This window comes from Paraburkholderia sp. UCT31 (genome assembly GCF_014397655.1).
Classification (GTDB): domain Bacteria; phylum Pseudomonadota; class Gammaproteobacteria; order Burkholderiales; family Burkholderiaceae; genus Paraburkholderia; species Paraburkholderia tuberum.
Genome location: NZ_VZQP01000125.1, coordinates 1 through 6164 on the forward strand (window position 1 = coordinate 1; position 6164 = coordinate 6164).

General features: G+C 57.5%; 5 protein-coding genes. 2 read left to right on the plus strand and 3 right to left on the minus strand.

What is annotated here, in order from left to right:
- Positions 1-264: 264 nt before the first annotated feature.
- Positions 265-570, minus strand: a complete 306-nt coding sequence (locus tag F6X40_RS40680; RefSeq protein ID WP_187631781.1) for a putative quinol monooxygenase — start codon at positions 568-570, stop codon at positions 265-267.
- A gap of 109 nt (positions 571-679) precedes the next feature.
- On the opposite strand from F6X40_RS40680, the gene F6X40_RS40685 reads away from it, so the two are divergent.
- A complete protein-coding gene (locus F6X40_RS40685) occupies positions 680-1639 on the plus strand; it encodes a GlxA family transcriptional regulator (RefSeq protein ID WP_187631782.1) in 960 nt (319 codons plus the stop codon).
- Between the two features lie 845 nt (positions 1640-2484).
- Here the strand turns inward: F6X40_RS40685 and F6X40_RS40690 are convergent.
- Together F6X40_RS40690 and F6X40_RS40695 are read right to left on the minus strand one after the other, a co-directional pair.
- Positions 2485-2778 (minus strand): hypothetical protein, encoded by a 294-nt coding sequence (locus tag F6X40_RS40690; protein ID WP_184070413.1) that lies wholly within the window; start codon positions 2776-2778, stop codon positions 2485-2487.
- 953 nt (positions 2779-3731) lie between these two features.
- The gene (locus F6X40_RS40695) at positions 3732-4655 is read right to left on the minus strand and encodes a sterol desaturase family protein (protein WP_184070503.1); all 924 of its coding nucleotides are present in this window, start codon (positions 4653-4655) and stop codon (positions 3732-3734) included.
- A gap of 819 nt (positions 4656-5474) precedes the next feature.
- Here F6X40_RS40695 and F6X40_RS40700 point away from each other — a divergent pair.
- Positions 5475-5624, plus strand: coding sequence for a hypothetical protein (locus tag F6X40_RS40700; protein ID WP_184070509.1), 150 nt, complete (start codon positions 5475-5477; stop codon positions 5622-5624).
- Positions 5625-6164: the final 540 nt, after the last annotated feature.

The window sequence follows — 6164 nt, forward strand, 5'->3', positions numbered from 1 at the left end:
CATGGTAACCATCCTTGACCAGGATGTCGTGGACGGCCCGCCAGCCGGAGCCATCCACCAGTGCGCCGTGAACAATGACAACATCTTTCGCAGCCGCCTTTGCCTCGGCGTGAGCCATCGTGGCGCCCAGGGCAATCAGGGCGGCAATCGCCAGGTTCTTTCGCAGTGCAAACATTTTACTCTCCAGGATTGTCTGTAGTTGTCCGTCGTTTCGCGCAATCACACTTGACGGGCGAGGATTGATCGGTGATAGATAACCGGGAATCAGGCCAGCTCGTTCTTCATCGCCAGAACGTCGATCAGCTCGACCGACGGCGGACTTGCCAGCATCTCCTCGACTCGCGTCATCAGCGAGTTGGCCATGTCGCCGGCAAGGTGTGCCTGGCGATCCTCTTCGCTCGCGAAGGCGTCGAAGACGCCGAACGTCGTCGGCGAGAGCTTCAGGGCGAACCAGATCGGTGTGGTCGCCTCCCGATTCGTCATCTCCAGGCCGGCGTCGAGGAAGTCTGCTACCGCCTGCTCCTTTCCCGGCCTGGCTTCAAGTCGTACGAATAGTGCTTTCTTGATCATCTTTGCTCTCCAGTTTGCGCGCGACGAGTTCACGCGTTGGTCCAGACTTTACAAACAGAGCGCCCTTGGAGATACTGTCTCAATCGACAATTTTGGTATCGATCCTGCCATGCGGATTTTTGTCCTTGCGCTGGAGGGGGTGTTCGACACCGGCCTCTCCACCGTGCTCGATGCCTTGACGACGGCCAACGAACTTGCGCGCGCGACCGGGATGGCCACACCGGGCTTCGAAATCACCGTTGCGGGGATGCGGCCAGAGGTGCGCACCGCGCTCGGGCTGCAGGTTCCCGTCCGCGACACGACAGACGGACCCGCCCCGGATTGGGTTGTTGTACCGGCTCTCAACAGGACGACGACGGACCTGCTCGTGCCTTCGCTCGGCCGGGCCGACGTGATCGATGCGCTTGGTGCATTGCGCGCGTGGCACAGTGCCGGCGCACATATCGGAGCCGCCTGTACGGGTACCTTCGTGCTGGCCGAAAGCGGCTTGCTCAATGGGCGTGAAGCCACCACCACCTGGTGGCTCTCGCCGATGTTCCGGCAGCGTTACCCTGAAGTGCACCTGGATGCGCATCGCATTATCGTTCCCAGCGGCAGCACGGTGACGGCAGGGGCCGCTCTGAGCCATCTCGACCTTGCGCTCTGGCTGATCCGCAACAACAGCCCTGAGCTTGCGGCGCTCGTGGCCAGTTACCTCGTATTCGATTCGCGGCTGTCGCAGTCTGCCTTTGCGATCTCCGATCACCTGGCCCATTCGGACCCGCTCGTCGAGCGTTTCGACCGCTGGGTGCGCGAACACCTCGACACGGCAATCGCACTCGACGACGTCGCGGACGCATTGGCGACGAGCAAGCGGACATTGACGCGACGTCTGAATGAAGTGCTCGGTAAAACGCCCGTCGAGTATATTCAGGATCTGCGGGTCGAGCGCGCCGTTCATCTGCTGAAAACGAGCAAGGCCAGCGTGGATCGCATCGCCGAGCAGGTCGGCTACGCCGACGGCGTCACCTTGCGCACGCTGCTGCGGCGGCGCATAGGTAAGGGGGTCCGCGAGTTGCGGGCGTCATGAGTCTTATCGACTATTGGAGTATGCCGGTGGTCGTGCTCGACCGATCACACCGGGAGGATTTGCCAGCTGAAGCGAGGGGTCGAATGACGGCTTCGCCCTGGAAACGGCCGTCATTCAGAGTAAGCAGGTAAGACCGCTATATCGGGTCGATCGGCGACCTTCCCCGAAAGTCTGCAAAAAGCGTTTTTACGTTGGTGCTGGTGCGTGATCAGGATCACTGCCCCGCAAATCGATCTGTCGCAAGTCGATAGCACGTTCGTCGGGATCAACGGCGCGCATGCACGAGCGCGCCTCCCGTTGAGTGGCGTCAACGCGCGGGAACGCGTCGGCCAAGAACACGACATCAGGCGTGATGCGAACAAGACGCGCCGTCGTCAGCCGAAAATCTCGAGGCCATTCTCCATTACTTTGGATCACGTTTGTCACTACACATTTGAGTCGTGACGACAAACCTATATAGAACAACGTTTTCGCGCGATCGGTCCCCACGCGCGCAAATCAGAAGTCGCAAACAAATGAGGATGCGCCGGTCTTTTCGCAAGAAGTCTTACACGTAAAGTCGTGACAGCTGCGTACCACGGGTTCGCGCGGGGGGCAAAATCCACGCTCTCTCCAACGCCTGAACGAGCGTTGCAAAAAATTCGTATACGCATTCTCTTCTCGTTGAACGTCCTCCTCGTCGGCAAGCACTAAATCAAACGTTCGAACCAACCGTCGTTGTAAGGGACGGAACACGCTTCCTTACGTAACGCTATCGACACTACGCAACGCCTTTGGTGACCCGAGGATCCATTCGTGCCCGAACGTCAGATGAAGGATCAAAAACCTTAAACAACGCAAGCGAGCTACGAGAAAATTAAAATTAGCAATTCCGCGCTGCGGGCCGCCAACCCGCTAACCATCGGATTACCCAACTGCAACGACTCAAGCTTGATTTGCAGTGTTGTATCGGCCGCTCGCGGGTGCAAACGCCGAAGCTGTGCCGAGGGGTGCGAGGCTGGATTTGCAAAAAGTTCGCTCAAATACCTCGCGACTCTGTCCCCTCCGTGCCATGAGTTAGCTTGACCACGAAAGAATTCTTCGATTTGCTCGTATTGAACATCGTTGACACCGGGCACGTTGAACACATCGCCAGTCACTCGATACATGCTCCTGCCGGCCGACTGTCTACTCGAATCAGTTCCGGTTCTGCATTCAACGAACGAGATATGCAGAGCAGAGTCTGTACACACGAAAAACCGGCCCCCGTTCCCCGGGAGCCGGCCTCGACACTTCGCTTTCGCAGCTCGAATCGCGAGCCTGGATTTTTGTCGAACACAACGATTCTTTCCGACCTCGGATTCCACGGACTCGCGAATCTTCACTACCTCTGCTTACCTTCAACCTCCGCATACGCGGAGAAGACCTCGAACGGTCGCATCGCTTTCTCTCCTCTCGGACATCGACGATGCAGAGTCTTTATAGATTGATCAAGAAAGAAAGAAAGAAAGAAAGAAAGAAAGAAAGGCAAGCACTACGTAGAAAATCTTTAGCTAACCCGAAATCGAAGTCAAAATCAAGAAGGTTATAGGTGCTAGGCGCATAGATTTGGCTTCATATCATTGGTTGGGAAAGTGCGAACAACCCGACCTAAGCTTAAGCGTCGAATGCGGACAACGAGTTTAATAGCGCTCCTTCCTCGTGATTCAACGCTCACGCCAACGCTCCTTTGAGCGACTTTACAGTTGCTACACCTTTTGCATAACCAGAGTCCGTGCAGTTCATGCTTTCGCCGAATTCTCGCTTTCAACTGCTCGCAACCTGTTACCTGGCAGAGCCAGGCTATGGTCGCCCGTCGCAAGAGCGCCTGCATTAGTCGACCGACTCGGTTGGAAGACAGGGGACGTGCTTTCGATCAGGAGGATCCGCAATGTGGACTAACCTTGCGGCGCGTTTAGACCAATCCTCCAAACGAGATCGGCCATTCGCCGTCACACCGATATAAGCTAGCAGCAATGACGAACCCTCCGCCGATAAGCGGTCCCAGAACGAAGGCGTCCGCTGGCGCGAATCAGAGCGTTCGACCTTTGCACTCGACTGATACAAAATCCGTTCACCGTCCCGGCGTACCGACTGGAACCGTACGACGTGCGGCCGGATTCCGCTGACGCAGCGCCTCGGTTGTTTCACCGGAACCGTCCGCGCGCCAGCCCGGCGGCAGGATCACGAAGCTGATCGCAGTCCACACGCCGCCCGCCGATGCGATATCACGGGCGAGGCTGACCCAGTGCTCGAATTCGACGACGAGCGGATTGTGAGAGCGCGTCGGTGTCGTGAGACCGTAGCGGCACGGCTCATCAGCGCGTTCTTCGACATACGTGCCGAACAAGCGGTCGAATACGACGAGTACACCACCATAGTTCGCATCGAGATAATCGACGTTCGAGGCGTGGTGCACGCGATGCGCGGATGGCGTATTGAACACGTATTCGAGCCAGCCGAGTTTCGGCGTCCACGTGTTATGCAGCCAGAACTGATAAAGCAAATTGAAACTCAGCGTCGCCAGCACGATTTCCGGACGCACGCCAAGCCACACGAGAGGCGCGAAAAACATTGCCGAGCCGGTTAGCTTGCCGGTCAGGCCGAGCCGGTAAGCAGACGATAGCGTCAGCTGGTTCGGCGAGTGGTGAACCGCATGCGTCGCCCAGAAAAAACGGATGCGGTGCGATGCGCGGTGATACCAGTAATAGCAGAACTCCTGGCCGATAAAGAGCAGGAACACCATCAGCGCGCTGTTGAGCGTGACGGTAAAGATCCGGTGATCCCAGGCGAGCGCAAAAATGGGCGTCGCAAGCGAAAGCGGCAGCAGCGCGAACAGCTTGCGGCCGGCCAGATCGGCCAGCGATATCCACACTTCATGCCAGTCGAAGGGCGTGGCGCTATCGCGCTGTCTGCGGGTGAGCACGCACGCCTCGATCAGCGAGACGCCAACGACGAACAGAGTTACACAAAGCGCGATTTTTCCAGTGGTGAACATGATGGACGGGTAACGGGTTGATGGGACGCGTCGCCTGCGGGAAAACGCCGCTATCGCGTCAGGTGAAGCTAATGTAGTGGGCTGCCTAGCTAAAGACCATGCGGAAACTATGTCGCCGAATGTCATGAAGTTCCGGCCGCGATGGCGGCCGGACGGCACCGGGCGCTGGCGGCTGGTTCGTCGGTCGGCTGATCGGCTGATCGGCTGATCCGGCCTTTCGAGCCACGCAAATGGTTCGCCGAACTTGAATGACCGATCACAGAAAAATCGAATAGACGCTGACGACCCACTTCGGACCTCGAAGCCGGCGCGAAGTCAACGGCAGCTTTGAAGGGTACAACGGCCATGTGCGCGGTCTCGTCGCACGGCAAGTGCTCGGCGCTCACGGCGCTGAAGTACCTCGCCGCCGCTCCACTCATCAACCATTAGAAATGGCTGTCTCATACCCGCGCATGACGGCCTTACCGGGCGCCCCGGGGACACCTCGAGGCATCCGAAAGTATGAGCACGTTATGCCCACGGGCGACTGCAGCGACCGTTCGTACAATGGTTTTCTTTTCGTCGTCCGTCTACCTTGATTCCATGGAGTTCGAGGTTCATTTCGCGTCTGTATCCGGTGAGGGTCACGATGAATACGAGCGCAAGGAGATTTGGTCCAGTTGCGTCGAGACGATCAATGTCGGCGGTAGCGACCAGCGTCTTCGACGCGGTACCCAAGAAGAACGCTGACGAAATCCGAATCGCTCGACGGTCTATCGTGTGGCCGACCGGACAGGGCGCAAAGGCCTCGTTGATCCCTCCATGCCACAGGAGATTGCCATGTTTATCTATTCGATCCGCTATCGCGACGTCTGCGGCCGGTGGTCAGTTGCCTTCGCACAGGCCGCTTCACAGTCCGACGCTGAAGCGATTGCAATCTGCCGTTATGGCGCGTTTCATTCCGTCAGCCGTGCCGGATCGGTTCCTTAACAACGTGGCCTGGCAGCCCGAATGGTCAAAGTGGACCGGAGCGGCAATTCCCGCCGATCGCGTCGCGCAGTCAGCGAATGCCTGCTTACGGTTCGTCGGGCACGGCGTCGCATGCGGCTACCTCCGGTCCCCTAGTGCACAGCAAGGAATTCCTTGCTACTTACTCAAGTGAACGAAAACTAGAGACTGACAACGCACCAATAAAAATCGGATACGTGTGATGCTGTAATCACGTCCCGATGAAATAGGTTTGACACAAAACACGACTAAACCCGATTCGCGCAGAGATCTTGCGACAAAAGGGTTAAGGAAGGTCTACACAACCCTCTTTGCAAGCGTTATCTTTCACATCCAGCGCGGCCTCTGCGTTCAGATCTTTGCTGGCGAGTCAATCGCCGGGGCTTTTTTCGCGCCCGGAGCGCTTCAACCAGACATACGGACTTTATCGGCTCGGTGTTTCAAGCTTTGCGCAAAGCTCTACGCGCCATCCATAAATTGCCCAAAGCAAACAGCGTAGTGATCTGGGCGGTGTTCTTCATC

Bases quoted from the DNA above. Each gene is read 5' to 3' on its own strand.
- F6X40_RS40685 (WP_187631782.1), top strand. From the start codon at position 680: ATGCGGATTTTTGTCCTTGCGCTGGAGGGGGTGTTCGACACCGGCCTC.
- F6X40_RS40680 (WP_187631781.1), bottom strand. From the start codon at position 570: ATGATCAAGAAAGCACTATTCGTACGACTTGAAGCCAGGCCGGGAAAG.
- F6X40_RS40700 (WP_184070509.1), top strand. From the start codon at position 5,475: ATGTTTATCTATTCGATCCGCTATCGCGACGTCTGCGGCCGGTGGTCA.
- F6X40_RS40695 (WP_184070503.1), bottom strand. From the start codon at position 4,655: ATGTTCACCACTGGAAAAATCGCGCTTTGTGTAACTCTGTTCGTCGTT.